Annotated in this window: 19 protein-coding genes; 11 read left to right on the forward strand and 8 right to left on the reverse strand. The window is 71.8% G+C overall.

Going from position 1 to position 25,704, the window contains the following annotated elements; genetic code table 11:
* Positions 1-10: 10 nt before the first annotated feature.
* From Acy02nite_RS35495 to Acy02nite_RS35525, 7 genes are read left to right on the forward strand one after another with little or no spacing between them, the layout of a single operon-like run.
* On the forward strand, positions 11-4,387 hold the full coding sequence (locus Acy02nite_RS35495; RefSeq protein WP_239175492.1) for an FtsK/SpoIIIE domain-containing protein: 4,377 nt from the start codon (positions 11-13) through the stop codon (positions 4,385-4,387).
* Complete coding sequence (locus tag Acy02nite_RS35500; RefSeq protein ID WP_203751399.1) at positions 4,387-4,665, forward strand: hypothetical protein; 279 nt, start codon at positions 4,387-4,389, stop codon at positions 4,663-4,665. Before Acy02nite_RS35495 ends, Acy02nite_RS35500 begins: the two co-directional genes overlap by 1 nt.
* The gene (locus Acy02nite_RS35505; protein WP_203751402.1) at positions 4,662-5,798 is read left to right on the forward strand and encodes an AAA family ATPase; all 1,137 of its coding nucleotides are present in this window, start codon (positions 4,662-4,664) and stop codon (positions 5,796-5,798) included. The genes Acy02nite_RS35500 and Acy02nite_RS35505 overlap by 4 nt, the downstream gene beginning before the upstream one ends.
* Positions 5,795-6,394 (forward strand): hypothetical protein, encoded by a 600-nt coding sequence (locus Acy02nite_RS35510; protein ID WP_203751405.1) that lies wholly within the window; start codon positions 5,795-5,797, stop codon positions 6,392-6,394. The genes Acy02nite_RS35505 and Acy02nite_RS35510 overlap by 4 nt, the downstream gene beginning before the upstream one ends.
* Entirely contained in the window at positions 6,391-7,023 is a 633-nt protein-coding gene (locus Acy02nite_RS35515; protein ID WP_203751407.1) for a hypothetical protein, read from the forward strand. Before Acy02nite_RS35510 ends, Acy02nite_RS35515 begins: the two co-directional genes overlap by 4 nt.
* A gap of 11 nt (positions 7,024-7,034) precedes the next feature.
* Entirely contained in the window at positions 7,035-8,669 is a 1,635-nt protein-coding gene (locus Acy02nite_RS35520) for an RICIN domain-containing protein (protein ID WP_203751418.1), read from the forward strand.
* Positions 8,666-9,991 (forward strand): type VII secretion-associated serine protease mycosin, encoded by a 1,326-nt coding sequence (locus Acy02nite_RS35525; RefSeq protein ID WP_203751421.1) that lies wholly within the window; start codon positions 8,666-8,668, stop codon positions 9,989-9,991. Before Acy02nite_RS35520 ends, Acy02nite_RS35525 begins: the two co-directional genes overlap by 4 nt.
* 445 nt (positions 9,992-10,436) lie before the next feature.
* Here the strand turns inward: Acy02nite_RS35525 and Acy02nite_RS35530 are convergent, their stop codons facing one another.
* The 4 genes from Acy02nite_RS35530 to Acy02nite_RS35545 all read right to left on the reverse strand — a co-directional run bounded on the left by Acy02nite_RS35530 (position 10,437) and on the right by Acy02nite_RS35545 (position 14,178).
* Positions 10,437-10,748 carry a hypothetical protein gene (locus Acy02nite_RS35530; protein ID WP_203751424.1) on the reverse strand — a complete coding sequence of 104 codons (312 nt, stop codon included), beginning with the start codon at positions 10,746-10,748 and terminating at the stop codon, positions 10,437-10,439.
* Between the two features lie 136 nt (positions 10,749-10,884).
* The gene (locus Acy02nite_RS35535) at positions 10,885-12,816 is read right to left on the reverse strand and encodes an ABC1 kinase family protein (RefSeq protein ID WP_239175485.1); all 1,932 of its coding nucleotides are present in this window, start codon (positions 12,814-12,816) and stop codon (positions 10,885-10,887) included.
* A gap of 30 nt (positions 12,817-12,846) precedes the next feature.
* Positions 12,847-13,215, reverse strand: a complete 369-nt coding sequence (locus tag Acy02nite_RS35540; RefSeq protein WP_203751427.1) for a MerR family transcriptional regulator — start codon at positions 13,213-13,215, stop codon at positions 12,847-12,849.
* A gap of 9 nt (positions 13,216-13,224) precedes the next feature.
* Positions 13,225-14,178: an MDR family NADP-dependent oxidoreductase gene (locus tag Acy02nite_RS35545; RefSeq protein WP_203751430.1), complete on the reverse strand. Its 954-nt coding sequence runs from the start codon at positions 14,176-14,178 to the stop codon at positions 13,225-13,227.
* A 151-nt stretch (positions 14,179-14,329) separates the two neighbouring features.
* On the opposite strand from Acy02nite_RS35545, the gene Acy02nite_RS35550 reads away from it, so the two are divergent.
* Positions 14,330-14,800, forward strand: a complete 471-nt coding sequence (locus Acy02nite_RS35550) for a hypothetical protein (RefSeq protein WP_203751433.1) — start codon at positions 14,330-14,332, stop codon at positions 14,798-14,800.
* A 50-nt stretch (positions 14,801-14,850) separates the two neighbouring features.
* On the opposite strand, the gene Acy02nite_RS35555 is transcribed toward Acy02nite_RS35550, so the two are convergent.
* The 4 genes from Acy02nite_RS35555 to Acy02nite_RS35570 form a co-directional block, all read right to left on the reverse strand.
* Positions 14,851-16,638 (reverse strand): LamG-like jellyroll fold domain-containing protein, encoded by a 1,788-nt coding sequence (locus Acy02nite_RS35555; RefSeq protein WP_203751436.1) that lies wholly within the window; start codon positions 16,636-16,638, stop codon positions 14,851-14,853.
* A 69-nt stretch (positions 16,639-16,707) separates the two neighbouring features.
* Positions 16,708-17,901, reverse strand: a complete 1,194-nt coding sequence (locus Acy02nite_RS35560; protein WP_203751439.1) for an extracellular catalytic domain type 1 short-chain-length polyhydroxyalkanoate depolymerase — start codon at positions 17,899-17,901, stop codon at positions 16,708-16,710.
* 48 nt (positions 17,902-17,949) lie between these two features.
* Positions 17,950-19,404, reverse strand: coding sequence for a glycoside hydrolase family 43 protein (locus tag Acy02nite_RS35565; RefSeq protein ID WP_203751442.1), 1,455 nt, complete (start codon positions 19,402-19,404; stop codon positions 17,950-17,952).
* Positions 19,405-19,728: 324 nt separating this feature from the next.
* Positions 19,729-21,495: a flavin-containing monooxygenase gene (locus Acy02nite_RS35570; protein WP_203751445.1), complete on the reverse strand. Its 1,767-nt coding sequence runs from the start codon at positions 21,493-21,495 to the stop codon at positions 19,729-19,731.
* A gap of 217 nt (positions 21,496-21,712) precedes the next feature.
* Here Acy02nite_RS35570 and Acy02nite_RS35575 point away from each other — a divergent pair, with 217 nt between their 5' ends.
* From Acy02nite_RS35575 to Acy02nite_RS35585, 3 genes are all read left to right on the forward strand, one after another.
* Positions 21,713-23,323, forward strand: coding sequence for a peptide chain release factor 3 (locus Acy02nite_RS35575; RefSeq protein WP_267548549.1), 1,611 nt, complete (start codon positions 21,713-21,715; stop codon positions 23,321-23,323).
* A gap of 412 nt (positions 23,324-23,735) precedes the next feature.
* Entirely contained in the window at positions 23,736-24,680 is a 945-nt protein-coding gene (locus tag Acy02nite_RS35580) for a MetQ/NlpA family ABC transporter substrate-binding protein (RefSeq protein WP_203751451.1), read from the forward strand.
* Between the two features lie 4 nt (positions 24,681-24,684).
* Positions 24,685-25,704 carry a methionine ABC transporter ATP-binding protein gene (locus Acy02nite_RS35585; protein WP_203751454.1) on the forward strand — a complete coding sequence of 340 codons (1,020 nt, stop codon included), beginning with the start codon at positions 24,685-24,687 and terminating at the stop codon, positions 25,702-25,704.

A 25,704-nucleotide genomic window follows, 5' to 3' on the forward strand; every position in this document is an offset into this window, starting at 1 on the left:
TTCCGTGCGCATGCTGATCACCCTGGCGTCGCCGCAGGCGTGGTCGGCCGACGTGATCGTGGACGCCGACCCTGCCACACCCCTGCGGGACGTCGTCAAGAACCTTCTCCACGATCTCGATCCGCCGCTCGCGCACGGGAACACCCTCGACAGCGGCGGGGTGCACCACGACGACCGCCCGCTCGACCCGGACCTGTCGCTCGCCGACAGCGGCCTGCGGGACGGCTCGACGCTGTGGGTCGGGGGTCCGGGCCCGGCGCCCTACTCCACCATCCGCGGCCTGGTGACGGTGCGAGCCGTCACCGGGGCCGGCGCGGGGCGGATCTGGTCACTCGGGCCGGGCGAGCACCGCATCGGGTCGGCGCCCGGGTGCCGGGTGCGGCTGACCGGCGACCTCGCGCCGGTGGCGGCGGTCGTCCGGGTCGCGTTCGACGCCACCGTCCACGTCCGCGGTCTCGACGGTGACCTGCGGCTGGACCAGGAGAACCTGACCGGTGACGAACGGGTCTGGCGGGCCGGCGCCCAGCTCGGCGCGGGCGGGACGGTCCTCGAGGCGCACCCGGTGCTGCTCCCCGACGCGGTCGTCGAACCGTCGCCGGAACGCGAGTACCTCGACTACAACCGTCCGCCCCGGCTGCTGCCGCCCGTGCGTCCCGGCAAGTTCCGGATGCCCGACGAGCCGAAAGCGCCGTCCGCCACCGCGCTGCCGTGGCTGGCCGCGGCCATGCCGGCGGCGTTCGGCGGCGTGCTGGCGTTCGTGCTGCACAACCCGCTCTATCTGATGTTCGCGGCGATGACGCCGCTGATGGTGGTCGCCAACTGGTTCACCAGCCGCCGCCAGGGCAGCCGTAGCCATCGCGACCAGCTGGCCGGCTACCGGCGGCGGGTCGAGGCGGTGGAGGCCGAGATCGCCGAGGCCCTCGTGCTGGAACGGCTCGACCGCCGGGTCGACGCGCCCGACCCGGCCGAGCTGCTGGTGGTCGCGACCGGCCCGCGGGCCCGGCTGTGGGAACGCCGCCGCGCCGACCCCGACCACCTGGTCGTCCGGGTCGGCACCGCGGACCTGCCCAGCAAGATCACCGTCGAGGAGGCCGGGGTGGTCGAGCGCCGCGCCGAGCCACGCCGGCTGCACGACGTCCCGGTGGCGATCTCCCTGCCGGAGGCGGGTGTCGTGGGCGTGGCCGGGCGTGACGACTGGCCGCGGCACGTGGCCCGGTGGATGCTGGGGCAGCTCGCGGTCGTGCAGAGCCCCCGCGACGTGCAGCTGTACGTGCTGACCGACTCGTCCGCCGAGCCGCTGTGGGCCTGGGCCGGCTGGCTGCCGCACACCCGGCCGTCGCTCGGGCAGCAGTCGCTGAGCCTGCTCGGCACGGACGCCGAGACGACCGCCCACCGCATCGCCGAGCTGATCGAACTGGTCACCGTGCGCCAGCAGGCCCGGGCCGCCGCCGGCTCGCGGACGGTCTTCACCGACCCGGACGTGGTGGTCGTGCTCGACGGCGCCCGCCGGCTGCGCGCGCTGCCCGGCGTGGTCTCCGTCCTGCTGGCCGGCCCCGCCGTCGGCGTCTACTTCATCTGCGTCGACACCGACGAGCGCACCCTGCCGGAGGAGTGCACGACCGTGGTGACCGGCGGCGCGGGACTGCCCACCACGGTGCGCCGGCAACGGGCGGAGCAGATCGACGACGTCCGCGTCGACCAGGTGATCGACGACTGGTTCGCGGTCACCGGCCGGCGGCTCGCCCCGGTCCGCGACGTGAGCGACAGCCACGGTGAGGCCGCGCTCCCGGCGTCCGCGCGCCTGCTCGAGGTGCTGAACCTGGAGGACCCCGCACCGGCCCTGATCGCCGGCCGGTGGAACGGTTCGCCGCGCGGCACCCGGGCGATCGTCGGCTACACGATGGACGGCCCGTTCGCCCTGGACCTCGTCCAGCACGGACCGCACGGCCTGGTCGCCGGCACCACCGGCTCCGGCAAGTCCGAGTTCCTGCAGACCGTGGTCGCGTCCCTGGCCGTCGCCAACCGCCCGGACGCCATGAACTTCGTGCTGGTCGACTACAAGGGCGGCGCGGCGTTCAAGGACTGCGTCGACCTGCCGCACACCGTCGGCATGGTCACCGACCTGGACACCCATCTGGTGGAACGCGCGCTGACCTCGCTGGGGGCAGAGCTGACCCACCGCGAGCACCTGCTCGCCGCGGTCGGCGCCAAGGACCTGGAGGACTACCTCGACTACGCCACCCGGCGCCCGGTGCCCGAGCCGATCCCGCGCCTGCTCATCGTCATCGACGAGTTCGCGTCGATGGCCCGCGAGCTGCCCGACTTCGTCACCGGCCTGGTCAACATCGCGCAGCGGGGCCGCTCGCTGGGCATCCACCTGATCCTGGCGACCCAGCGTCCGTCCGGGGTGGTGTCGGCCGAGATCCGGGCGAACACGAACCTGCGGGTGGCGCTGCGGGTGACCGACGCGGGGGAGAGCACCGACGTCATCGACGCCCGGGAGGCGGCCAGCATCTCCGCCGCGCATCCGGGTCGCGCCTACGCGAGGCTCGGCCACAGCTCGCTGATCCCGTTCCAGACCGGCCGGGTCGGCGGCCGCCGGCCGGACACCGCCGCCGGCCGTGCGCCGGCCGCCCCGTTCCTGAACTCGGTGAACTGGGGTGACTGGGGCCGCCCGGTGCCGCAGCCACCGCGGGCGGCCGCCGGGACCGACGAGGCCACCGACCTGTCGGTGCTGGTCGCGGCGATCCGCAAGGCCAACGACGGGCTCGGCATCGCGGCGCAGCGCCGCCCGTGGCTGCCGGCGCTGCCGTCGGCGACGGTCGTCGACCTCGCGACCGAGCCGGGCGCCGGCGAGCCGTCGTTCGCCTGGGCCGTGCAGGACCTGCCGCGCAGCCAGCGGCAGGAGCCGCTGACGATCGACCTGGCCACGTTCGGCCACCTGCACATCGCCGGCGCGCCACGCTCCGGCCGGTCGCAGGCGCTGCGCACGATCGCCACCGCGGCGGCGGCCGCGGCGAGCGTGGCCGACCTGCACCTGTTCGGGCTCGACTGCGGCAACGGCGCGCTGCTGCCGATCAGCCGGTTCCCGCACTGCGGCGCGGTCGTGCAGCGCTCGGACACCGAACGGGCCACGCGCCTGCTCACCCGGCTGCACCAGGAGGTGCAGCGCCGCCAGCGGCTGCTCGGCGAGGGCGGGTTCGCCGACCTGAGCGAACAGCGCGCCGCCGCCCCGGCCGGCGAGCGGCTGCCGCACATCCTGCTGCTGCTCGACCGCTGGGAAGGGTTCGTGGGAACGCTCGGCGAGCACGACGGCGGCGCGCTCACCGAGATCGTCCACACCCTGCTCCGGGAGGGCGCGAGCGCCGGGGTTCACGTCCTCATCGCCGGTGACCACGCGCTGCTCAGCGGCCGCATCAGCTCCCTGTGCGAGGAGAAGTTCGTGCTGCGCCTCGCCGACCGGACCGACGCCACGATGGCCGGGCTGAACCCGCGCAAGATCCCGGAGAACCTGCCGCCGGGCCGCGGGTATCGCGCCGTCAGCGCCATCGAGGCGCAGGTCGCCCTCGTGGCCGCGGACCCGTCCGGCCCGGCGCAGGTCGCCGCCATGCACGCCGTCGCGGCCCGGCTCACCGACCGGGAGGCGCACGTCGCCAGAGCGCTGCGGCCCGGCAAGATCGCGGCGATGCCCACGCAACTGACGTACGACCAGGCGTGGGAAGCCGTCACCGAGGCGCGCCCCGGCTGGGCGCTGATCGGGGTCGGCGGCGACGAGCTGGAGCCGGTCGGCACGGACCTGATCGCCGACCAGCCGACGTTCCTGATCGCCGGGCCGTCCCGCTCGGGGCGCAGCACCGCGCTCGCCGTGATGGCCGAGTCGCTGCTGCGCGGCGGGACGGAGCTGGTCGTCGGCGCCCCGCTGCGCTCACCGTTGCGGGAGCTGGCCGGTCGCCCCGGCGTACGGGGAATCGTGACCGACGACAACCCGTCCGCCGACACGCTCGCCGCGCTGGTGGATCCCGGCGCCGGACCGGTGGCCCTGCTGATCGACGACGCCGAGGGCTGGCGCGACTGCGCCGCCCGCGACTGGCTGCGCCAGCTGATCCGGCAGGCGTCCGGGACGAACCGGGCCGTGATCATCGCCGGGGAGGTGTCCGCGGTGGCCGCCGGCTTCTCCGGGTGGCAGGTCGAGGTGAAGAAGAACCGGCGTGGCGCGCTGCTCTCCCCGCCGGCGATGAGCGCCGGCGACCTGATCGGCGTCCGGTTGTCGCGGGCGAACCTCACCGAACGGGTCGTGCCCGGCGTGGCCCGGGTGCACCTGGGGGACGGCACGCTGCGCACCGTCCAGATCCCTCTGCTGGAACCGACAGCGAAAGCGGTGATGTGATGGCCGACCTCGTGGTCAAGGACCTGGACGGGCTGGTCAGCGACCTGAACGAGCTGATCAGCCAGTTCGAGGACGCGCTCGACCTGCAGAACGACGAGAAGGGGCAGTGGGGCCAGAACAACGCGAACCTGTCCATGGGTGACTTCGCGGACAACTGGACCGTGCACCGCAACAAGATGGTCGACGCGATGAAGAAGTTCCGCGACAAGGTCAAGGAGCTCGACGAGGCCTGGACCGAGGCGGAGAAGCAGTTGACCGACAGCATGGAGCAGAAGTGAGCGACGGCCGGATCAAGACGCTCAAGCGCGCTGACCCCGCCGAGATCGACACGGTGCAGAAGCGCTACCAGCACATCTCGGAGACCATCGACGACGCGGTGGCGAAGCTGCAGAAGATCATCGACACCGGCAGCGACACGCTGGTGGGGCAGTGGGTGGAACCGCTCCGGAAGGACGCGACCTCCATCCACGACAGCCTGAGCAAGGCCGCCGTGCGCTACCACGACGTCGCCACCGAGATCGACCGGTACGAACCGGAGCTGCAGCACGCGATCGACGAGGTGACGGCCGCCGAGAACGAGCAGGACGACGGCACGGCGGCGGTGAAAAGCGCGGCCGCGATGCCCGATCCGCAGAAGGGACCGGACGGCACCGTCGCGCCGGAGGAACAGCAGAAGGCCGCCGACAAGACGCGCGCCCAGGAGGAGGCCCAGAGCCGGGTCACCGCGGCCAAGAACCGCCTGGAGGCAGCGCTCGACGCCCTCGACGTCGCCGGCAAGCGCTTCGGCGACGCGGTGAACTGCAAGAACTACGACGACGGGCTGACCGACTCGCTCAAAGACAAGATCATGGCCGTACTGAAGAAGATCAGTGACATCTTCGCCGTCATCGCCCTGGTCCTGACCGCGCTCGCGTTCCTGATACCCGGCCTGAACGGGATCGCGATGGCCGCGTTCGTCGTCGGCGCCGTCCTGCTGATCTCCGACACCGCACTGCTGATCGGTGGCGAGGGCAGCGCGCTCAGTGTCGCGCTCGACGCGGTCGGCCTCGGCATCGGCGGCCTGGCGGCGCGGCTCACCAAGGGCACCAAGGCGCTCGACGACTACAAGAAGCTGCTCTCCAAGAAGGTGCCGCCGGTCGGGATCAAACCGCCGCCCAAGGGAGGCCGGCCGATCGGCGTCGGCGATCCCTCCGGATCGTCGTGGTCGTCCGGGCTGCGGCCGCGCCCCGGGCGGCCCGGCGAAACCGTTCCCACCGGCGCCCCGTCCGGTATTCGCCAACCACCCGTGCCGAAGATCTTCGGGGCGGGCGCCGGAGCGGTCGACATCCTGAACGGCATGTTCAGCACCGGCGTCGGCCTGATCCTCGGCACCATCCAGGTGCAGCAGAACCCCGTGGTCACCAACCGATGACCGGGCAGATCCCGTCCGTGTCCTGGTTCTGGGACTGGGTGCCGGCCGCCGACAGCGACGCCACCGGGTGGCCCGAGTCCGTGGCCGCCCTGGTCGACGGCTGGACCGGCGCCACCGTGGGCGCGGCGATGGCCGGTGACCTGCTGGCGCACGCCGCCGGCCTGGCCCCGAACCGCCGCCTGATGTGGGGCGCGGGCTTCCTCGGTGAATGGGTCCGCTGGCTGCCCCTGGTCGCGATCGTCGAATTCCGGCAGCCGATGCCCGGCGACTCCGCGTACCTGATGGGCGCCGTCGGCGCGGAGGGCTTCGAGGACGACGTCCGCGAACCGGACGTCGAATACCTGAGCACGGCGCACGGTGACGCGATCCGGGTGCTGGCCCTGACCCGGTCCGGGGACGGCAGCGTCCACGGCCGGGTCGACGCCGCCCTGCGCCTGGAACGGCCTGCCGGTGACCTCGACGTCCTGCTGACCACCCGCGCCGACGACCTCGGCCGGCTCGCGGTGATCGGCGACGGGATGGACGCGCTGCTGACCATGATCGCCGACCAGTCGCCGGAGCTGCGCCTGATCACCGCCGGGACGGACGTACCGTGATCGATGTCGATTTGATCCTGCCCAGTGGCTGGGTGTACCTGCCCACCACGCCCGGCCTGGCCCGGCTGCGGAAGCGGACCATCGACGGGATCGTGCGCCAGGCGCTGCCCGACACGTTGCCGCGCGACAAGGCCGGCCCGTGGCGGCGGATGCTGCACGCCGAGCTCACCCAGGCCACCGACGAGGCCGAACGGCAGGGCGCCCGGGCCGTGGTCATGCCGACCACCGAGATGCACGGCATGCGCCTGCCCGGCACGCTGGTGCTGTCGATCATCGAGGACGACGGCGACATCCCGGACCCGCGGCAGGTGCTCGACGGGCTCCTCGCCGACGCCGGCGCCGACGGGTCGGCCCTGGACATCGGCGGCTGCCCGGCAGTCCGGATCAGCCGGCTCGTCGACGCCGACAAGATCAAGCGCACTTCTCCCGCCGTACGCGTGAGCTACTACATCGCAGCGCCCGGCGCACCCGGCGTGTGGGGCCTGCTGACGTTCACCGTCCTCACCGACGGTGACGCCGACGCCGAACCGGTGCAGGCGATCGTCCTGCTCTTCGACATGGTCGTCAGCACCCTGCGCTGGTCCGACCGGGTCGACGTCCCGACCGAGGACGAGTTGCTCGCCCGATGAAAGGAAACCCCGTGTCCCGTACGCCGAGGCTGAGCCGCCCGGTGACGCTGGGCGCCCTGCTGGCGCTCGCCGCCGTGCTCGCCGGCGGAGGATTCGTGGCCCGGCAGGCAGCCGGCGCCGCGCAACCCCGGGCCGGCGCGCGGCTCTCCGCACCGGACGTGCGGATCGTCGTGAACGCGGCGTCGTCCTGCCCCGCGCTGACCCCCGCCCGGCTCGCCGGGCAGGTCATGGCCGCGTCGTACTTCGGTGACCAGCCGGTCCCGGAGATGCGCACCGGCGGCCGTACCGGGGTGGCGGCGCTGACCGCCGACCAGTGGCAGCGCAACCAGCCCAGCCCGGAAGCCTCTCCCACCGACCGTGAGGCCGCGATCACCGCGCTCGCCCACCTGATGTGCCGGCAGATCGGCCAGGCCCGCGCGGTCCGCTCCGGCGACGACCCGTGGCACCTGGCGCTCGCCGCCTATCAGGTCGGCATGGACCAGGTCGCCGCCGCGGGCCGCATCCCGGACGCCGCCGGCGACTACGTGCGGACCGTCGAGGGCTACGCCGCCTGGTATGCGGCACAACCCGCGCTGGCCACCGGCGGCGCGGCACCGTCCACCCCCGCGACGGGCGAGATCGTCGCCGTCCCGGACCAGGACGTGGCCGCGGTCGTCGCCGCGGGCAGCATCTGCCCGGAGATGCCGCCGGCCCGGATCGCGGCGCAGATCATGGCGACGTCCGGATTCGACGCCGACCGGCTCGGCCCGGCCGGCGAGCAGGGCGTCGCCGGGTTCCTGCCCCAGGTGTGGACGGCGACCGTGAGCGGCGCCGCGCAGAAGTCGCCGTGGGACCCGGCCGTGGCCATCCCGGCGCTCGGCGCCACCATGTGCAAGCTGGTGAAACAGGGTGGCGGGAAGTACGACGCCGCGCTCGCCGCGTTCACGTACGGCACCGGCGCCACGACCGCCACGCTGCTCGCCGCCGTGACCCGGGCGCAGAGCGAGTACACGGCGGACACCCGCCTTGCCGGCAAGACCACCGGTCCGGTCGAGACGCTGCGGCCGGTCACCCCCACCTCGGCGGCACCGGCCCGGACGGCGCCGGCTCAAGCAGCGCCGGCCCAGGCGGTCGACGACGACCAGCCGCCCCTCAAGGGCGCGGACGGTGGCTCGGGCGGCCCTTACGGCCCGTACTTCCTGCAGAACCTCACCACCCGCGACTGCATCGACCGGTCCCGGCACGACGCCATGGTCGACGGCGGCAGCGTGAACCAGTCCGCCTGCTCCGCGGCTGCCGGCTCCACCGAGCAGTGGACGTTCGAGCCGCGCGGGACCGACAAGAGGACCGACGACGAGCTCTACTGGATCCGGAACGTCTCGGACAAGCTCTGCGTCGACCCGCCCGGCGCCGGGACCTACCCGTCGAGCAGCGTGCTGAGCGAGACCGGCTGCGCCGAGGACGACAACCAGCTGTTCCGGCTGGAGAAGCGGCTCGTCGACGACGGCCGGCAGTACTACTGGCTGCACAACACGGCCACCGACATGTGCATCGACGTTCCCGGCGCGGGAAACGGCGGTGCCGGCGTACGGCTGGCGCTCGTCCCGTGCATGGCCGGCGACGACCACGAATGGGCCCTCACCAAGAACCCGGAGTCCTCCCGATGACGAACCGGACGACGGTCCGCACGGCAACGGTCGCCGTCCTGGTGGCAGCGGTGACCGGCGTGAGCGCGGTGCCCGCCGCGGCCGCGACCAGCACCGAGGTGTCCTACACGGTCACCGGCGCCTACCAGGACAAACCCGAGAACCTCCGCGAGATCGCGGAACGCTTCCTCGGCGACGGCAACCGGGCCGGCGAGATCCTGCGCCTCAACGCCGGCCGCATCCAGTGGGACGACGAGCGGCTCACCGACGCGAGCCGGCTGCACGAGGGCTGGATCCTGCGCCTGCCGTGGGACGCCGCCGGCGCCGAACTGCGGTACGGCAAGATCCCGGAGGAGACCGCCGACTCGACCTGTGCCAAGCAGGCGGGCGCTGCCGCCCCGGCGGACCGGACACAACTCCGGCCGCCGCTGAGCGAGGCCTGGTCCCGGGCGGACGGCACGGGCATCACGGTCGCGATCCTCGGCTCCGGGGTGGACGGCGCGGCTCACGGGCTGGCCGGCCGGGTCACCCCGGGCGCCGACATGGCCGCGGGCACCGGCCGTGGCGACCTGAGCTGCGAGGGCACGGCCACCACCCTGGCCGGGATCGTCGCCGGCGACCGCGAGCACTCCGGCATCGCGCCGCAGGCCCGGATCCTGCCGCTCAAGACCGGCGGCGACAACATCGTTTCCGGTACGGCGGTGAGAGCCATCGGCGTCGCCGCCGAGTCGGGCGCCCAGGTGCTGCTCATCGGTGGTCAGGTGGACGCCGACGACACGGCGGTGGTGACCGCGATCCGCGACGCGATCGCCCACGACGTGGTCGTCGTCGTGCCCGCGACCGTGCCGCTGGAACCGGTGGACGGCCTGCTCCTCGCCGGCGCGGACACCGGCACGCCGCCCGAGGTGGCGGCGCCCGGCGCGGCCGACCCCGCCGGAGACGGCGCGGGCATCGGAACCGACTACGCCGCGGCGTTCGTGGCGGGCACCGTCGCACTGGTCCGCTCCGCCCACCCCGGACTGCACGCCGCCGACGCCGCCCGGCAGGTGCGGGCCACGGCCGTCGACGGTGTCGTCAACCCGGCTGCGGCGGTGACCTCCGGGACACCCGCGAATGCGACCTGGACGACGCCGTCCAGCGGGCTCAGAACGCTGAGCACGGTGCTGATCTGGGCCGGAGCCGTACTGGCCGCGCTGGTCGTGCTGGCGTTCCTGCTGCCCGGCCCGGCGGGGGCGCTCAGCCGCCGCCTGGCACACCGGCGTGCGCTGGCGGCCCGGGCCAGGATGACCGGCGACAGCAACGACCCGTTCTGGCAGCCGCCGGACCCGGCCCGGATGGACTGACCCCGGCCTTCCACGCGGTGGAACCAACGGCACGCGCTCTCAGTCTGTCGTTCAACCTCCGCTCCTCACCCGACGTTACGGCGGCGCGAGGGTTCTGGCTGGTCGTCACCGTGGTTGCCGCGGCGGCCACACGACCACGGTGAACGCCAGCCGGAAGCGCGCTGGTTCCGACCGTGGTGATCCGCCGCGATGACCACCGTGGAAACCAGCCGTGAGCCGCAGACTGGTCGTCACCCTGGTGTTGCTCCGTCGGTAGCCACGGTGAGCCAGCCGGCAGGCGTGAGCCGCGCCCTGGCCGGCGCCGGAGCGGAGCTGGCGGAGGCTTGGCGGGCCACCACGGGTATCACGGCGACCGCGGCTTGGCATGGTGCAACCCCGCGGCTGACGGACCGGGGCTATCAGGGGTCGATCGGGCGCTCAGCGGAACAACTTACTGATGCCCGTCTCACGTAAGGCCATAAAGCCGATTCAGGTCGAGGAGATGATGCCCGGCCACTGAACCGCCCGGCACGTCGAGGACCAGCACGAGGAACACGTTGGGTGTCTCGCATTCCACGAGCACGTGCTGGAGCGCCGTCCCGGGCATGTTCCAGGCGTGGGGCACCCGTCCCTCCGAGAAGTCATGCCCGCCGAAGTGTTCCGGAGGAATGGCCTCGAAGTACTCCCAGAAGTCGAACGGCGGCGCCATGTCCAGATCGACAGGCTCCGGCTCCGGGACGTGGGTGGCCTTGAACTCCTCGTCACTGAGCCTGCGCATCCCATCAGGATGTCAGGGCTACCGTTCGCGATCGCCTGCGCGCCGTGACCAGCCCGGCACCGGAGCGGGGTCGGCGGGGATCATGGCGGGTGACCGCGGCTGGGCAAGCCGCACCCCCTCGGTTGATGGCTTATGCCTAGTCGCGGCGCAGGACGATGACCAGGACGCGCAGGATCAGGACGACCGAGATGATCAGCAGGCCGTAACCGAGGATCGGGAACAGGCCGATGGTCGTCGTCACCCGCGGCCCGTCGCCACTGCCCAGCAGCATGGCCGCCATCACCCCGGCGGCCGCGCCGATGACCGTGAGCAGCGCCTGGTGGACCAGGCCGGTGACCAGGCGCCGGTCCTGGTCGTCGGAGAACAGGCGGACGTTGAGGCGCAGCCGCCCGTTCTCGGCCGCGTCGCCGAGGCGGTCCAGGCGGCGGGGCAGCCCGCGCATCATCGGGAGCAGCGCGAGCAGTTCCTGCTCCAGCACGCGCGGCGCGAACGTCTCGGTGAGCCGCCGATGGCCGGAGTCGCGGGCGGCGGCCAGCAGGTCGAAGCCGGGGCGCAGCAGGCCGAGCGTGCCCTCGAGGGTGGCGAAGGCCCGGAAGACGGCGGCGACCGGGGCGGGCAGCCCCAGCCCGTACGAGGTGAAGGTCCGCAGCAGTGCGGAGACGGCGGCCACCCCGGCGCTGCTGCCCGGCGCGGCGTATCGGACCAGCAGCATGCCCAGCGCCCGCTGCAGGTCCCGCTCGTCGACCTCGCCGCTGCGGTCGGACAGGTCGAGCAGCGCGTCACAGGCGCCGACCGCGTCACCCTGGCCGACCGCGGCGAGCAGGCGCCCGACCGCGGACCGGGTCACCGCGTCGAGGCGCCCGACCGAGCCGAGGTCGAGCATGCCGAGCGAGCCGTCCGTCGCGACCAGCAGGTTTCCCGGGTGCAGGTCGGCGTGGAAGATGCCGTGCACCAGGACCTGGTCGAGCAGGCTGTCGAGCAGTCCGGCCGCGATCTCCTGGCGCCGCGCGTCACCGAGGCCGTCCAGGACCGGTGACGCCGCACCGAGCGGGGTGCCGGCCAACCGCCGCATCACCAGGACCCGGTCGGTGCTGAGTTCCGCGTACGCGTAGGGGACCTCGACCCCGCGCCGCGGCGAGCTCGCCAGGGCCGCCGCCATCGTCTGCAGGTTGTCGCGTTCCACGGTGAAGTCGAGTTCCTCGCGCAGCGCGTCGGCGAAGCCGAGGGCGAGCGCACGCACCCCGAACGAGCGCCCCCACGACGTGCGCGCCTCCAGGACGTCCGCAAGCCGCAGCAGGATGTCCAGGTCCCGCTCGACGACCGTCGCGATGCCGGGCCGGCGCACCTTGACCACGACAGGCGTGCCGTCGGTCAGGCGTGCGGCGTGGACCTGGGCCACCGACGCTGCCGCGAGGGGCTCGCGGTCGACCTCGGCGAAGGCCGACGTGTCGAGGGTGAGCTCGGACCAGGGCACCGGCGCGGCCCGGTCCTGCAAGGCGGTCAGCTCCTCGACGAATTCGGCCGGCAGCAGGTCACGGCGGGTCGACAGCAGCTGCCCGACCTTGACGAACGTGACCCCGCCCTCGTCGAGCGCGTCCCGCAGGGACCGGGCCAGCCGCCGCCGGGCCGCCGCGGACGTCGGCCCCCGGCCCTGACCGCGCAGGAAACGGCCGAGGCCGTGGCGCAGCGCAATCCGGACGATCGCCGAGTACCGCCGGGCCCGGTCGACGCGCCGCCGCGTGCCGCGCCACGCCTCCACCGGCCCGGGCAGCGTCCCGGCCGGGAGCAGCACCTCCAGGACGACCACGACCACCATCGCGATCAGCGCGGAGACGCTGGCCGCGGCGAGGATCAGCAGCATGCCCTCGGCGGCGCTCACGCTCGCCGGGTCGGGCGGCGCCAGCGCGGCCAGCACCGGCGAGGTGACCACGGTCGCCAGGATCGCGGCGAGCAGCGTGCGCCCCGGGCCGACCCGCACCCCGAGCAGGCGCCGGATCACCGCGGCGAACGCCAGCACCGTGACGACCAGGAACGGGATGAACAGCAACACCGACAGTGCCTTGGTCACGCAAGGACCATATCGGCCAGGACAAATGCGTTACGAGGGCCGGATGGTGGACGCCAGTTGATCGCGCAGCGCGCTCAATCGGGCGATCTCCGCATCCATGGCGGCGATCCGGTCGGTGACCACGTCCGGTGGCCGGGTGCAGGCGCCGGCACCGCCGTACGGCGGAAGCTGGTCCTGTCTGAGGACGTCGAGACGGTCGGCGCAGGCCCGGACGTCGGCGATCGTCAGGCCCAAACTGAGCAGTTGACGGATCAACCGCACGCGCTCCACCTCGCGGGGACCGTAGACGCGCTGGCCCGTGGCGGTGCGCCGGGGCGGTGGGAGCAGGCCGTTCTCCTCATAGAAGCGCAGTGCCCGTGGCGTGGCGCCGGCCGCTGCCGCCGCATCCCCGATCCGCATGCGCGCCCCCTATGCGAGCCTGACGACCACCGTGCCCAGGTGGCGTCCCCGCCACACGTCCCGCAACGCCTGCGGCGCCTGCTCGATGCCGTCGACGAGGACATGCGGGAACTCGATTCTGCCAGCGCGCAGCCAGGCCGCGTAGCGCGCGTCCCATTCGGCGCTGATCTCCGGGTTCCCGCCGACGTGGCCGGTCATCGTGATCTGTTTCAGGATCAGCTGGTACGTGTCGATCTCGACCGGGCCGGTGGTGCCGGTGCCGTGCGCGCCGAGCTGGCCGGCGAGCGAGCCGATCAGCGCCACCCGGGCCCGTCGGTTCGCGGCGCCGAGCGCGGCCCGCAGGTCGTCGCCGCCTACGGTGTCGAAGATGACGTCGACGCCGTCCGGGGCGGCCTTCGCCAGCTGGTCGCCGATCGGGCGGGTGACGACCGCGTCGTAGCCGAGCGCGAGCATCCGGTCGGCCTTGCCCGCGGAGCCGGTGCTGCCGACCACCCGCCCGGCGCCGAGGAGCCGGGCGATCTGGCCGGCCATCGTGCCGACCGAGCCGGCGCCGCCGGTGACGAGCACGGTGTCACCCGGGGCGATCGTCACCGCGCGGGTCAGCGCGCCGTAGGCGGCGGCGCCGTTCGCGAAGTGGGCGACCGGGTCGGGCAACGTCTCGTCGACCGGATCGGTCTCGGCCAGCGGGACGGTCGCGTACTCCCGCCAGCCGCGCAGGTGCCGGACCAGTCTCCCGGTGCCCGGGCCGTCCACGATCTCGCCGATCGCCGGGCCGGACGGGACGTCGCCGGTCCGCAGCGCCGGCATCGGCGCGCCCGGCACGCCACCGGCGAGCAGGGTTCGCAGCGCCGCGACCACGGTGAAGTACCGGTTGCGGACGAGCACCTCGCCCGGCCCGGGCACCGGCATCGGCGTCTCGGCGACGATCAGTTCGGTCGGGGATGCCACCCGGATCTCGCGCATGAAAGGTTCCTCCGGCGTTCGCTGTCTGCGGGGCGCCGACGCTAACCCCTGCCCCGCACGTGAGAGGCAAGCCCGCCGGCTGGACGCCGCGCAGGATGACGAGGTGCGCGACGCTCCAGCCCGGTCGCCGATGGGTTGTACAACTGTCGGCGTGGCCGGAACCTTGCGCGTGCTGTTGTTCAGATCCACCGAGCAGGAGATCCCCGGAGCGGTGCCCCTGGCAGCGGGGAGTGGCCTGGCCCTGCTCCCGTTGACCGGCGAACTCGGAGATGACGAACGGGTGGCGGGCTTCTACGACCTGACCACCGGGATCGCGGAACGGGCGCGCGAGTTGTCCCGGCGCGGGACGGTGGCCTACCTGCACTCGGAGTTCTTCGGCGGTGGCGGTTTCCACGCGGCGATCGCCTGGCGGGACGGCGAGGTCGCGTGGGGCCCGCGGTTCACCGCGAACATGCCGGGCGAGGGCGACAAGCACTACGTGGTCGTGGACCACCGCGACGGCATGGCCGCGAACGCGCTGCTGCGATGGCTGGGCGTGCGCCGCGGCGACGCGATCGACGAGTATGCCGCGGCGGGCCTGAATCGTCATCGCCACAGCGAACAGTGGGCCGAGGGGGAGTGAGGGCCGGGGGCGGCCGCGCCGTGCGCCGGCGGGCCGCCCCGGTGGCCGGCCTAGCGGAAGTGGCCGGCCGGGAGGAACTGCTCGGGGCGCAGCGCGCGCGCAGTGATCCGGGTGTCACCGATCCAGCCGTAGAAACTCTGGTCGTACCGCAGGTCGAACGACGTGCCGCCGAGCGTGAACGGCCGGCCGGTCGTGGCGACTCCGTGTGACGGCTGGGTGGGATTCCGGGCGATCTTCGAGCCGTTGACCCACACGACGCTGCGCTTGCCGTCGTTGACGACCGCCACGTGGTGCCAGACCCCGACCGGAAGCGCGTGGCTCCACGACGTCGGGTTGTGGTCACCGTCGGCGGTGTAGAGCACGTACTGGAGGAACCTTTCCGGCGACAGGTTCAGGCTGCATGTCGGCTCCAGGTCGGACCAGCCGCTGTGCTTGCCGGCGTCGCCGCTGCGCCCCTCCCAGCTGAAGATGCCCATCCAGTCGTGCTTGCCCTCGAACGGCTCGGGCAGCTTGATGAACGTCTCGAACGTGTAGCCGTCGAGGAAGGTCATGCTGTTCAGCGGGGCGTTCGCGGCGGTCTGCAGCAGCGCGCCGCGGCCGGAACCGCCGTCGAAGCGGACACTGGAGTGAGCAGGCGCGCCGGCATGGTGCTCGGTGGAGACGGTGAGGCGATCGTTCGCGGTCAGACGCCGTACCGTCAGGTCGTTGCCCCTGCCGGAAAGGTCCTTCACCTTCTCGACGTCGCCCTCGAAGCGCCAGTAGGCGGCCGTGTGCCGGTCGACGACCTGGGCGGCCGGGCGCGGCGCGGGCAGCACCGGCGGCGCGAAGCCGGCGAAGCGCGACGTGAAGTCGATGGCCAGGCTGAACCGGTCGACGTCGCTGGTCAGCTCGATCGTCTCGGCCTCCAGCGGGGTCCGCTTCCCGGCGTCGCGGTTGAGGAACCACGGCGCGAACGTCTCCACGTCGATGCGCCCGCGCACCAGGTCGAAGTGGTAGAGCCGGATCATCCCGGCGCCGCCGTAGTACCGGTCCTGGTAGTTGGTGATGTGGACGTGCACGTCGTGACCGGCGGCGTTCTTCAGCACGGTCCGCCCGGGCGGCCAGTAGTGACCGTTGAGGGTCAGGAAGATCTGGTCGTTGTCCTTGATCAGCTTGTCCCACATCCGCTGACCGTTTCCGGACAGGTACGCCTGACCGGCGTCATCGGCGTACGCCAGGTCGTGGGTCGTCACGATCGCCGGCAGCGTCGGGTTCTGCTTCAGGACCGTCCGGGCCCACGCGATTCCCGCGTCCGAAATGCGCCAGTCGAGCGCCAGGATCAGCCACTCCCGGCCGGCCGCCGCGATCCGGTGGGCGCTGTTGTAGCCGTCCGCCGACGATCCGAGGAAGGTCGCCGAGCGCCGGAAACGATCAGGACCGAAGACTTTGCGGTACGGCGTGTCGCCGCGCTGGTCGTCGGTGCCGGAGCTGACGTCGTGATTGCCGGCGAGCACGCTGTACGGAAGACGCCCGTCGATGGCCTTGAACGTCGTCCCGGCCAGGCTGATCTCCTGCTCGGTGCCGTGCTCGGTGACGTCGCCCAGGTGGGTGAGGAAGGCGACGTTGTCCTCGGCGCGCTGCTCCAGCAGGTACTTGAAGGTTGCCCGCAGCGGCGCCGGGTCGGCGCTGTCCGCGTCGAACAGGTACTGCGTGTCGGGCAGGACGGCGAGCGCGAACCGCGGGTCGTGCGTGTCGAACTTCGCTGACGAGGCCGTGGCCGGCTCGGCGCCCAGGACGGTCGCGGCGAGCGGGACAGCGGGGGCGGCTACCGCCGCGCGGAGGAGATTCCTTCGTTCCACGAGGAATGAATCTTTCTTGCGTACGGCAACGGCGGGCGGCCGTGAAGGGAAGCGGCCGCCCGCCGTGGGTTAACACTGGCCGTCGGCGACCACGTAATGGTTCGGTCCGGTCTGCCGCAGGGTGTGGGTGGTGAACGTGTTCCACAGCCCCATCGCCTGGTCGGAGCCGTTGGCGTAGGTGTTGCCGCCCGACTGGTGGGCGCGTCCGGCGGTGGTGTGCGCGTAGTTGCTGGCCGTGAAGCAGGGCTGCGCGGTGGGTGAGACCGACGGCGTGGGGCTGGTGCTCGGCGGCGTCGTCCCGCCTCCACCGGTCAGACCCCAGGACCGCGCGATGTAGTACGACGAGCAGATCGAGTTGAGGTAGTACGTGCCGGTCGTCCCGCACTGGTTCTCCGCGCTGCCGGGCGCGACCGGTGTCCCGTGGGCGATGCCCTGGACCTTGTAGAGCGTCACCGCGCTGCCGTAGTGCTCCACGGTCGTCGAGCCGGGCAGCGCCTCCGTCGAGGTCGGGGTCTGCGCGACGCCGTGCACGTTCGTCCACTGGTCACGCAGCTCGGTGGCGTTCGCCGGGACGACGGTGGTGTCCGCGGTGCCGTACCAGATGCCGACCTTCGGCCACGGCCCGGCGTAACCGGGATTCGCGTTGCGGACCAGGGTTCCCCACTGCGCGGGGGTCTTGCTCTGCGCCTGGTACTGGCAGACGGTGCCGCAGTTGTAGGGCAGCCCGGCGACGACGGCGCCACCGGCGAAGACATCGGGATAGGCGGAAAGCATCACCGCCGTCATCGCGCCACCGGCGGAAAGTCCCGTCACGTAGACGCGGGCGGGATCCGATCCGTACGCGGAGACGGCTTTGTCCACCATCTGCTTGATCGACAGCGCCTCACCCTGGCCGCGGGCGATGTCCCCGGCCGTGAACCAGTTGAAGCAGGAGAGGGCGTTGTTGCCGCTGGTCTGCTCGGGGAAGACAACTGCCGCCCTATAGAGGTCGGCGTACTTGGGCCAGCCGGAGTGCGAGTAGTAGTCGGAGGCGCTCTGCGTGCAGCCGTGCAGCGCCACGACCAGCGGACGGCCGGCGGGCAGGCCGTCCGGGACGTAGGCGTACATCTTCAGCGCGCCGGGGTTGCTGCCGAAGGAGCCGACCGGGGTGAGCGTGGCGGCGGCGTTCGCGGGGGTGAACGTGGTGACGGCGAGGGCGGCGGCGAGCAACGCGACAAGGAGTATCGCGGCTGAGCGGGCCGGCCAGAGTCGGCGGGGAGTCATGTCGCGGACGTTACGGAACGATGAACTCCCAGCCCATGTGCCCGGACTCTACAACGGTCCATCGCTGGATGTGGATCCGTGGTACGTGAACGCGGTGACGCCCAGCTCGCCGCTGTCCGCCCGGACGCCGATCATGCGACCGGTGAAGCCGCCCGCGACCTCGGTCGACAGGTAACGGCCGTCCATGCGGCCCAGCTCCACCCCGCCGACGACGACGGCGACGAGCTGGTCCGGGCCGGTGAAGGTGCTTTCCGTCGTCGCGCGCAACTCGACGTGCACGCTGCCGGGATCGGCCACATCGGCCCGGCCCAGAGTGCTGACCAGGTCGCCGATCTGCGCGACGGCCCGTACCCCCGAGCCGTTGACCTCGATCGTCAGCCGGTGCCGCGGGTCGATGCGGATCTCGAGACCGCCGGTGCCGTGCCGGGCGTCGATGGTCGCGGTGACGCGCACGTCGTGGTGCTGATGGCGCCGGCCGGTGAAGGCGGGACCGGCCAGGCACCACCCCTGCGCGGTACGGCGGAGCACCTCCCCGGCGAAGCGGCTCGCGCCCGCCCAGGACGGCGGCAGCGTGTCCCCGAGCTCGTCGATCGTCACCGCCGCGGCGCCGGTCGGTTCGATCGGGGTGGTCAGTTCCGGCCATCCACCGGCCCACGCGACGTTGCTCGCGAACGTCTCCCGGCCGAGCACGTGCCACTCGGGCGTCGCGCCGCGCGGCCGTGTCCCGTGGTAGACGATCGCCCAGCTGCCGTCCGGGCGCCGGACGAGGTCGGCGTGGCCGGTGCTCTGCGCGGCGCGGTCCGTCCCGCGTGCCGTGAGCAGCGGATTGTCCGGGCACGGTGTGAACGGCCCGCTCGGCGACGGGCCGCGCGCGATCGTCACGGCGTGGCCGCGCTCGGTGCCGCCCTCCGCGATCAGCAGGTACCAGAAGTCGCCGATCCGGTACAGGTGCGGAGCTTCGGGCCACTTCCCGCCGGTTCCGCTCCAGAGTTCGGTCTGACCGGAAAGGATCGCACCGGTCGACGGATCGATCACCTGCTGCACGATGCGGGACGTTCCGCCCTCGACCCACCCGGAGAAGGTGAGATAGCAGGTCCCGTCCGCATCCCAGGCCAGATCGGGGTCGATTCCCTTCACCTCCGGCAGCCGTACGGGGTCGGCCCATTCCCCGGCCGGATCATCGGTCCAGGTCAGAATCTGCCCCTGCCGGTCCGACCAGTTCGTGGTGATCATCCAGAAGCGCCCGTCGTGGTGCCGCAGGGTCGGCGCGTAGATCCCGCCCGACGGGGCCGAGCCCTTGACGTCGAGCTGGGACGGCCGGGCGAGCACGTTCCCGGCCTGCTCCCAAGTGATCAGGTCGTCCGAGCGGAACAGCGGGACGCCGGGCGCGTATTCGAAACTCGAGCACACCATCCAGTACGTGTCGCCGACACGGCACACGCTCGGATCGGGATGGAAGCCGGGCAGAATCGGTCGCGTCGCGGGGACGAACTCGGAGTTCATCGATCCACCTTCGCAGGAAATCACCGTGGCGGCGCGCCGTTCCGACGGCCGTCCGGCCCGAACGCGACCCCGTTGGACCCGCGTAGCGACCCAAAGCCGGTCACCCTTCGCACCGCACCTCCCGCAGCGGCGCGAAGTCGTTCCTTCCGACCACGGCAGCTTCCGAGGCCTGTCCATGGCAGCTTCCGAGGCGGCGCGAAGCCGGTCGGTCCGCGTAGAGGAGATCCTGCGGCGCGGTTGCTGAGGCCCGCCGGCAGCACATTTCTTGCGGCGGCGTGGGTCGACCGGGCGGCGCAGAAAACCTCCGCCGTGGCGAGACGTGAATCAACCCTCGTGAAGGACCTCGTTCAGGCCTCCGGAGGACCGCCAGTGGCGCAGCAGGTCGTGGAAGACGACCGGGCCTGGGCCGAACGAGTTGTTGACCGGCCGCGGCTTGCCCTCGCCGTTGTAGTAGCCCGGCGTGCACTCGGCCAGGAACTTGTAGTTGTCCGGCGCGGTCTCCCGGATCGTGGCGATCCACCGGTCCTCGGCCTCGGTGCTCGGCTCCACCCACTTCACGTCGCGTCGCGCGGCCTCGCCGATCACGGCCGCGATGTGGGTGGCCTGCTCCTGCAGGACGTGGACGAAGTTCACCGCCGCGGCGTTCTGCAACGAACCCAGGTGGAACAGGTTCGGGAAGCCGTGGCTGTAGAAGCCGTGCAGCGTGCGGGGCCCGTTGCGCCAGTGCCCGAGCAGCGGGAGCCCACCACGGCCGTACACGGGAAGGGTCCCCGAGATGACGCCGGAGATGCCGACCTCGAAGCCGGTCGCGAAGATGACGCAGTCGACCTCGTATTCGTCGTCACCGACGACGAGCGACGTCTCCGTCATCGCGGTGATCCCGCCGTGGCCGGCGGTGTCGACGAGCGTGACGTTCGGCCGGTTGAACGTCTGCAGGTAGAAATCGCTGAACGTGGGCCGCTTGCACATGTACCGGTACCAGGGCTTGAGCGCCTCGGCGGTGGCCGGGTCCGTGACGATCTCGTCGACCCGGGCGCGGATCTCGTCCATCTTGCGGAAGTCGGCGAGCTCGTCGAGGTACTCGCGTTCCTCGGCGGAGATGGACGTGTCGACGGTGCCGGTCAGCATCTGCCGCTGCAGACGGGCGGTGCTGGTCCACCCGTCGTCGATCAGGTCCTGCTCGACGTGACCGCCGGTCACCACGGCAAGAAAGTTCTCCATCCGCTCGCGCTGCCAGCCCGGCTCCAGCGACGCCGCCCACTCCGGGTCGGTCGGCCGGTTGCCGCGCACGTCCACCGACGACGGGGTGCGCTGGAAGACGTAGAGGTGCCCGGCCTCGGGCGCGATCGACGGGATCACCTGCACGCCGGTGGCGCCGGTGCCGATCACGGCGACGCGCTTGCCGGACAGGTCGTAACCGTGATCCCACCGGCTGGTGTGGAACGTGTGGCCGCGGAACGTCTCGATGCCCGGGATACCGGGGAGTTTCGGCTGGGTGAGGGTGCCGGAGCCGACGACGACGTACCGGGCGCGGAAACTGTCGCCGCGGTCGGTCTGCACGTGCCACTCGGCCGCGTCCTCGTCCCAGCGCAGCTCGGTGACGCGCGTCTGGAACATGGTGTCGGCGTACAGGTCGAATTGCTTCGCGATGGCGACGCAGTGCTGGCGGATCTCTTCGCCGGGCGCGTACCGCCACTTCGGGACGTACCCGACCTCCTCGAGGAGCGGCATGTAGACCGTTGCCTCGATGTCGCAGTGGATGCCGGGGTACCGGTTCCAGTACCACGTGCCGCCGACGTCGCCCGCCTCGTCGATCATCCGGATGCTCTCGACCCCGGCCTGCCGCAGCCGCGCGCCGGTCAGCAGCCCGCCGAACCCGGCGCCGACCACCACCACCTCGACGCGGTCGTGCACCGGCTCGCGCTCGATCCACGCGGTGTAGGGGTCCTTGGCGTAGTAGCCGAACTCGCCGGCGGCGCGCCGGTACTGGGCGGTGCCCTCCGGGCGGATGCGACGGTCACGCTCCGCTCGGTACCGGGCGCGCAGGGCCTCGAGTTCGTCGGGCCGGTAGCGGTGGGGCGTGGGCGGCATGGTGGGGCCTTTCGCAAGGTTCGTCCGGTACGGAGAGCCAACCCAAGAGCAACTTTTAAAGCAACTGATTGAACTAAACTGTGGTCCAGGCCACTGTGGAGCCTCACCCTCGGTCACGGGCCGACCGCGCACCAGGTGGCCGCCGCGTCGGGTGAGAGCCATCACCACCCCTTACCGCCGGTGATCACGGTCGACGGGATACGGTTTCAGGTCGAGGATGTGGCAGTTGGGGGAGCGGATCGTGAGTCAGAACGTGCCGGCGTCGGCGGAAAATGTCGCCGTGGAAGCGGGCCGGAGGCGGACTTTCGCGGTGATTTCGCACCCGGACGCCGGTAAGTCGACGATGACCGAGGCCCTGGCGCTGCACGCGCGGGTGATCGGGCAGGCCGGCGCGGTCCACGGCAAGGGCGACCGCAAGGGTGTGGTCTCCGACTGGATGGCGATGGAGCAGGAGCGCGGCATCTCGGTCACCTCGGCCGCGCTGCAGTTCTCGTACCACGACACCGTGATCAACCTGCTGGACACGCCCGGTCACGCGGACTTCTCCGAGGACACGTACCGGGTGCTGACCGCGGTCGACAGCGCGGTGATGCTGCTCGACGCCGCGAAGGGCCTGGAGCCGCAGACGCTCAAACTGTTCGAGGTGTGCCGGCAGCGCAACATCCCGGTCATGACGTTCATCAACAAGTGGGACCGGCCGGGCCTCGACGCGCTCGCGCTGATGGACGAGATCGAGCAGCGGATCGGGCTCAAGCCCACCCCGCTGACCTGGCCGGTCGGCATCGCCGGGCACTTCCGCGGTGTCATCGACAGGCGCACCGGCCAGTTCATCCGGATGGAACGCTCGCCCGGCGGCGCCGACCTCGCCATCGAGGAGGAGATGAGCGCCGAGGAGGCCGCCGAGCGGTTCGGCGCGGACTGGACAACCGCGAACGAGGAGCTCGAGCTGCTGGAGATGACCGGCGCCGACTTCGACGACAAGGAGTTTCTTGCCGCGAAGAGCACACCGGTGCTTTTCGGCGCGGCGGTGGCGAACCTCGGCGTGCGTCAGCTCCTGAACATTCTTGTCGAGCTGGCGCCCCCGGCCTCGGCCCGGCCGACCGTTGCCGGCGACGACCACCCGGTCGACGGCGCCTTCTCCGGGTTCGTGTTCAAGATCCAGGCGAACATGAACCGCACCCACCGTGACCAGCTCGCCTTTGTCCGGATCAACTCCGGCAAGTTCGAGCGCGGCATGATCGTGACGCACGCCGGCACCGGCAAGCCGTTCGCCACCAAGTACGCGCAGCAGATCTTCGGCCAGGGCCGCGAGACGATCGACGAGGCGTACCCGGGCGACGTGATCGGCCTGGTCAACGCCACGACCCTCGGCATCGGCGACACCCTTTACGTCGGCGCGCCGGTGCAGTACCCGCCGCTGCCGTCGTTCCCGCCGGAGCACTTCGCGGCGGTGACCGCCACCGACACCTCGACGTACAAGCGGTTCCGCCGCGGCATCGAGCAGCTCGACGGCGAGGGCGTGGTCCAGGTCCTGCGCTCGGAGCAGCGCGGCGACGGCGTGCCGGTGTTCGCCGCGGTGGGCCCGATGCAGTTCGAGGTCGCCACCCATCGCCTCGAGGCCGAGTTCGGCGTCAAGGTCAACCTCAACCATTTGCCGTACGAGGTGGCGGCGCGCACCGACGAGGCCGGCCGCGAGATCCTGCGGACCGAGTCGAACGTCGAGGTGATGACGCGGGTGCGCGACGGGGCGCTGCTGGCGGTGTTCCCGCACCGCTGGCGGATGCGCACGATCGCCGGCCGCCACCCCGACCTGCGCCTCGACGACTGACCGGCCGCCCGCCACCCTGACCTGACGCCTCGACCACTGACCGGTCGCCGGCCACTCCGGCCTGCGTGTCGACGACTGGCAGGTAGGCCGCCACTCTGACCTGCGTGTCGACGACTGACCGGCCGCCCGTCGGGGCGCGGCCGGCACCGATCTCGGTGACTCGGTGAGCGCCGCAGTGCCCACCGCCGCAGTGCCCACCCTGTCGCCCGGATTCGGATTCCGCCGCATCCGGTGCGGCGCGCCCCTGTTGCGTCGTAGAAGAAAACCTTCGTCCTGAATTGCGGTGCTGGGCAACCCCGGCGTGACGCAGAAAAGTTCCTCCGTCCGCATAGACGCACCCCACATTTTTCCTATCGGCTAGGTAGGTTATTGTGGCTCCACCGAGTTAATCGATCATTGTTCGGAGTCACAGATGTCAGACCAGTCCGACCAGCCGGTTCTGCCCACCCGTAAGCGGAGCCGCTGGCCCTGGCTCGCCGCCGCGGCCGCCGTCGTGGTGGCGGCCGGCGTGGTCGTCGCCGTCGTCGCCGGCCAGGATGACGACGCCGACGGCGCCACGAAGGCGCAGACCGTGCGGATCGGCGTCGCCGACGCGTCCGCGCCGTACTGGAAGACCTACACCGATCTGGCGAAGCAGAAGCTGAACGTGACCGTCGAGCTGGTCAACTTCAGCGACTACAGCCAGCCCAACCCGGCGCTGAAGCAGAAGCAGCTGGAGCTCAACCAGTTCCAGCACATCCAGTACCTGGCGAACTACAACGTCACCGCCAAGGACGACCTGCAGCCGATCGGGTCCACCGCCGTCTACCCGCTGCCGCTCTACTCGCTGAAGTACAAGCAGGCCACGGACTTCCCGGCGGACGCCAAGATCGCCATCCCCAACGACGCCATCAACCAGGCGCGCGGGCTGCTCGTCCTGCAGGCGGCCGGCCTGGTCACGCTGAAGGACGGCGGCAGCGCGTTCTCCAGCACCGCCGACGTGCAGACCAAGAAGGTCGAGGTGGTCACCCTCGACGCGTCGCAGACCGCGGGCGCGCTGCAGAGCGGCTCGGTGGTCGGCGCCATCGTCAACAACAACTACGCCACCAGCGCGAAGCTGCCCCGTGACGCGGCGATCTTCCAGGACGACCCGGCCGGCGAGAGTGCCGCACCCTACGTGAACATCTTCACCGCCCGCGCCGCGGACAAGGACAACCCGACGTACCTGAAGCTCGCCGATCTCTACCACGACCCGTCCGTGGAGAAGGGAGTGCAGGAGGAGAACGGCGGCACCGCGGTGCTGCGGACGGTTTCCGCCGCCGACCTGCAGGCGCTGCTCAAGAAGGTTCAGGACCAGGCTGTCGCGGCGGGTAAGTAGATCCGTGACGCACGTACGTCTGAAGAATGTCTCCAAGACGTTCACCCGGGGCCGTGACGGGTCCCGGGTGGTCGCCCTGGACGACGTCAGCCTGGAAGTCGCCAAGGGCGAGGTGTTCGGCGTCATCGGTCACTCCGGCGCCGGCAAGAGCACCCTCATCCGGCTGATCAACGGCCTGGAGACGCCCACCACTGGCGAGGTGTGGGTCGGCGACCACGAGATCACCGCGCTGGCCGAGAAGGATCAGCGCGCGGTACGCCGTGACATCGGCATGATCTTCCAGCAGTTCAACCTGTTCCGGTCGCGCACGATCGCCGGCAACGTGGCGTACCCGCTGAAGGTCGCCGGCGTCGACCGGGCCGAACGCGACCGGCGGGTGGCCCGGCTGCTCGACTTCGTCGGCCTGCTCGACCGCGCCCACGACCACCCCGAGCAGCTCTCCGGCGGCCAGAAGCAGCGCGTCGGCATCGCCCGGGCCCTCGCTACGGAGCCGTCGCTGCTGCTCGCCGACGAGGCGACCAGCGCGCTCGACCCGAAGACCACGGCCGAGGTGCTGGCGCTGCTGGGGCGGGTCAACAAGGAGCTCGGCGTCACCATCCTGCTGATCACGCACGAGCTCGACGTGATCCGGACCGTGGCCGACCGGGTCGCGGTCATGGACAGTGGGCGGATCGCCGAGGCGGGCCCGGTCTACGACGTCTTCGCCAACCCGGCGAGCGACGTCGCGGCCGATTTCGTTCGCGACGCGCTGCGCGACCGCCCGTCGCCGGAAGTTCTCGCCCGGCTGCGCCGGACCCATCCCGGGCGTCTGGTCACGGTCGCGGTCCGCGCACGGACCGGATTGGCGAAAACCTTCTTCGCGCACGGCGTCACCGCCGACCTGGTCTTCGGCGGCATCAGTGAGCTGCAGGAACGTGCCGTGGGCAGCCTCACCTTCGAGCTGACCGGCCCGGCCGACGGCATCGACGCGGCGCTCGCCGAGCTGCGCGCCGGTGGCATCGACGTGACCGAGGAGAACGACTGA

This window comes from Actinoplanes cyaneus, from assembly GCF_016862095.1.
Taxonomy (GTDB): Bacteria; Actinomycetota; Actinomycetes; order Mycobacteriales; family Micromonosporaceae; genus Actinoplanes; species Actinoplanes cyaneus.

Coding starts and splice junctions, on each gene's coding strand:
- Acy02nite_RS35495 (WP_239175492.1), top strand. CDS start 11: ATGCTGATCACCCTGGCGTCGCCGCAGGCGTGGTCGGCCGACGTGATC.
- Acy02nite_RS35500 (WP_203751399.1), top strand. CDS start 4,387: ATGGCCGACCTCGTGGTCAAGGACCTGGACGGGCTGGTCAGCGACCTG.
- Acy02nite_RS35510 (WP_203751405.1), top strand. CDS start 5,795: ATGACCGGGCAGATCCCGTCCGTGTCCTGGTTCTGGGACTGGGTGCCG.
- Acy02nite_RS35525 (WP_203751421.1), top strand. CDS start 8,666: ATGACGAACCGGACGACGGTCCGCACGGCAACGGTCGCCGTCCTGGTG.
- Acy02nite_RS35530 (WP_203751424.1), bottom strand. CDS start 10,748: ATGCGCAGGCTCAGTGACGAGGAGTTCAAGGCCACCCACGTCCCGGAG.
- Acy02nite_RS35540 (WP_203751427.1), bottom strand. CDS start 13,215: ATGCGGATCGGGGATGCGGCGGCAGCGGCCGGCGCCACGCCACGGGCA.
- Acy02nite_RS35545 (WP_203751430.1), bottom strand. CDS start 14,178: ATGCGCGAGATCCGGGTGGCATCCCCGACCGAACTGATCGTCGCCGAG.
- Acy02nite_RS35560 (WP_203751439.1), bottom strand. CDS start 17,901: ATGACTCCCCGCCGACTCTGGCCGGCCCGCTCAGCCGCGATACTCCTT.
- Acy02nite_RS35565 (WP_203751442.1), bottom strand. CDS start 19,404: ATGAACTCCGAGTTCGTCCCCGCGACGCGACCGATTCTGCCCGGCTTC.
- Acy02nite_RS35570 (WP_203751445.1), bottom strand. CDS start 21,495: ATGCCGCCCACGCCCCACCGCTACCGGCCCGACGAACTCGAGGCCCTG.
- Acy02nite_RS35575 (WP_267548549.1), top strand. CDS start 21,713: ATGTGGCAGTTGGGGGAGCGGATCGTGAGTCAGAACGTGCCGGCGTCG.
- Acy02nite_RS35580 (WP_203751451.1), top strand. CDS start 23,736: ATGTCAGACCAGTCCGACCAGCCGGTTCTGCCCACCCGTAAGCGGAGC.